1 protein-coding gene is annotated in these 3,100 nt (G+C 38.3%); it reads left to right on the top strand.

Annotated elements, in window-relative coordinates; all coding sequences use genetic code 11:
• The coding region (locus tag STRDD04_RS11435; protein ID WP_231853883.1) for a PBECR4 domain-containing protein at positions 1-3,100 on the top strand (3,100 nt) is incomplete at both ends.

The raw sequence follows: 3,100 nt of genomic DNA, 5'->3' as shown, positions 1-3,100 counted from the left end.
GAACTACAAGTTGTTTTTGATTTCTCGGAGAATCCAAAATTATCTAAACAGTATTCTTCAGGAGAGGTTATTCCTTATAATGACTTCATAGCCAAACTCTATGAAGAGAATGACTGGCAGCTTATCATTCCAGATTCAGGGTATGATAAGACTTATTTTGCTTTGCAAGATGAGTCAGGAAATTCTTTAATATCGTCTATTCGTTATGATATTGGTAGTGAACGTGAAGATCTTTCTGAACAATTGAATCAGGATTTGCCTGCACCTTATTTGGAGTTAGCTCAAAAAGCAGATCACGACTATCGTGCTCAAGTATCTTATGATACTTTTAAAGCTAATCAAGAAAGATTATCTGAAGCGGTTCAAAGTCAAATTAAAGCGGGTATCTTGCAGATTACCCTCTCAGACGAGGTTTACTTTTACACTTTGGTCAACTATACGGGTTGGAGCCATCCTATGCGGCAGTTAAAGCCCAAAGCAATGGAAGGTTTAAAAGAACACCGAGCTTTCTTTGAGTCTATCAATGATACCAATATTAACCGTTTTAAAGAAAAAGGGACACCTGAACAAAATCAGATGTACGACATCTTGAAAGGCTTGCAAAAAGAGTTAGGGCGTTCGGATACGTCTACGGTCTTTTCAGCAGAAGTGGCTATTAGTGCTTATAACCTCAATCGTCAGTTAGATAGTCTGACAGCTGAAAACTGGGGTCGCTCAAACAGCGACCCACTAGGAGGTCTGGGGCGTGATGCTTGGAATATTATCAGTTATCCAGCAAATGAGATTATAACTAGCAATGCTGATTATTATTATCAATTGGTACCTTACCATTTGTTGGAATACCTGAATGGCAAGAGTGGCAGGGTTGAAATTTCTATTGAAACTTATGAGGCTATTCTCGAGCAGTTAAGAGATGAGACGATTATCATTACTCCAGAAGTAACGGAAGAGGATATTGTGAATCCAAGACAGGAAATCATTTCTTCATCTGAGGAAACAGAAAAGCCCCTTGACAGTCGTCAAGAGGTAGCTTTAAATTCAGAGCAACAAAAAAACGAGAGGACGTCTCAGTACAAGGGTTCTTTACAGCCCGAAGCTGAGGGTAGCACCGCACCCGTATCAGAAACTGATACCTTTGATCGCTCTGTTACCAGTCGACCTACTAGATCCTCTCATTACTTAAATTTTACCATAAAAGATGGCTTTAAGTCAAGACATACACGATTAGATCATTCAGTTGATAAGGCAAAATTAGCTAAGCTCAATCGGTTTTCTGATACAATTCAAGAGGCTGCTAAATATTATCAAAAAGAGCTTGCCAATAGCGAGATAAGCTATTTCACAGCAGATGGAAACATTGTTCAAGTTAATTTTTTAGAGAAGAATTTCATGCATCTCACAGGGCTCAAATTTATTGGAAAAAACCAATCTCCTGAAAAAACTCTGAGTGATCTCGCTGCAGGTGGGGAGATTTCTTTTGATGATATTCGAATATCAAATTCGGATTCTGCTTTTGATAAAATTAAAGTTTTACCTGAATTAAAAGCAGTACTCCAAACAGACTCATTCTATTTTGATCAACTTCAAAATATAGACAGATATACTGATAGATTTGATAGTCTAATCAAAAGCAGCGATAAAGATATTATGGTGCTTTTTAAAGCTACAGATGAAAATGGGACTGTGCCGGCTTCTATATTCAAATCTAGAGAGATTTTAGAGAATGAGTTAGAAGCTGTGCGCAGAAATGAAATTATTGGTATTTTCCGTAAACGAGAAGGTGTTCTTGAACAAATTGCAATCAACGAGGAATATGTCAAAGATGGTGGTCAGGAAATGCTATCTATTTTACAGAATAAGCAATATGAAGAGTCTGATGTAGATTTTGAATCAACTCAAATAGATGTTCTATCAGCTGAACAGTTCACACAAGTATTAGATGCTGCGTATAATGTAGGAGATCCTAGAAAGTTAGGTTTACAAGTTCCTGAAGAATCTAAAGGAGCTTGGGAACGTTACTATGAACTTTCTGATAGTCATGAAGGAAACTTTAGCGCTGTGGTAGATGCTGCTGACCAGTTGGGTCTCGTTGATAAAAATTCTAATTTCTATCAAGAATGGAATCAGGATCGAATTTTTAGTGAAACCTACCATGTACGTCTCCAGTGGTCAGAAACGTGGCCAGATGGTCCTCAGATTCCGTTTAAAGAAACAGAGCTTGTAGACTACCAAATATTTGCTGAAACGCTGTATAAGGAAAATAAGGCCTTCTATGAGCGTCATCATGGCAGTGTAGCAGAGGTAAACGCAACAGGGAATCAAGAAGCTTACATTCCATTCACTAAGGTAAAATTTGATGTCTATGCTCCTGAGGGAACACTAATTAAATCAGATGTTCGCTATGATATTGGTGATGAAACAGAACCTATTTCACGTTTGCTTGGGTTAGGTTACCGTCGTTTAGAAGGACAACCAGAATTGGCTGCCATCGATGAGATGGTTCTTTCTCAGCTGGAAAATCAAGAAGTTAATCAAAATATTGCAGCCGAAGCTAATGAGCAAGCAGTAGCTTCACAAGAAATACCAGAAAGTATCTCAAGTGAAGATTTTCAGTCTCCTAAACAAGGCATAAGAATAGGATTAGCTCAACGAGTCGAAGAAATCATGGCTGAAGATGCTACTAAGATTTTAGTTGCTTCCATTCCTCAAGTTCAAGAGAATTTATCAGTGGAAGGTGATTTAATTGGAACCCCTCAAGCAGATGGCCAGATGCTTTACACCAACCAAGAAAATTTTGGTCGTGATTATCGATTAGAATTAGCTGTGCATAGCCCAGTAAAAATTGATCAATTATCGGATATTCAAGCCCCTTGGACGTTAGAACTTATCCATGGAGACCAAAAACTTGGTTATTTAGCCTACGGTGGAGATTGGGGAAATGATTTTCAAGTTAAGAAGGAGCTAGAGAAACTAGCTTCACAAATTGGAACTGGGAACTCCCCTGAAGGGCTTTATAAGCAAGAAGAAATAGATGCCTTTTTAACTAACAATGGAGGACAAGAACCTAGTCAGCGGATTCAGGAAAATATCTCTTCAGCGG

The organism is Streptococcus sp. DD04 (assembly GCF_001578725.1).
Taxonomy (GTDB): Bacteria; Bacillota; Bacilli; order Lactobacillales; family Streptococcaceae; genus Streptococcus; species Streptococcus sinensis.
The sequence above is the reverse complement of the archived record's forward strand: the minus strand, read 5'-3'. Positions and strand labels throughout refer to the sequence as shown.